Below are 225 nucleotides of genomic sequence, written 5' to 3'. Positions count from 1 at the left end.
GGGGGGCCGCGGGGTCGCCGACCGCGCGGGGATGGCCCAGGTAGGGCGGGTCGCTGCCCATCAACGGCTATGGCTGGAAGCGCGGCTCTCGCTAGGCCTGCCCAGCACGCCGCTGCACGGTGTTGAGCTCAGCGTGATCTCCGGCAATCTGGTGACTGCCAAGCCGTTAGGCGTACGCGAAGGGGTCGATTTCGACCACAGCGGCGAAGTGCGACGGGTGCGTGC

The 225-nt window shown here is 69.8% G+C and carries 1 pseudogene; it reads left to right on the top strand.

What is annotated here, in order from left to right:
- Positions 1-225: pseudogene (locus tag A6R74_RS07775) on the top strand (amino-acid N-acetyltransferase); the annotation flags it as partial.

This window comes from Halomonas sp. ALS9 (genome assembly GCF_001651035.1).
Taxonomy (GTDB): domain Bacteria; phylum Pseudomonadota; class Gammaproteobacteria; order Pseudomonadales; family Halomonadaceae; genus Vreelandella.
This window is presented reverse-complemented; position numbering and strand designations above follow the sequence as displayed.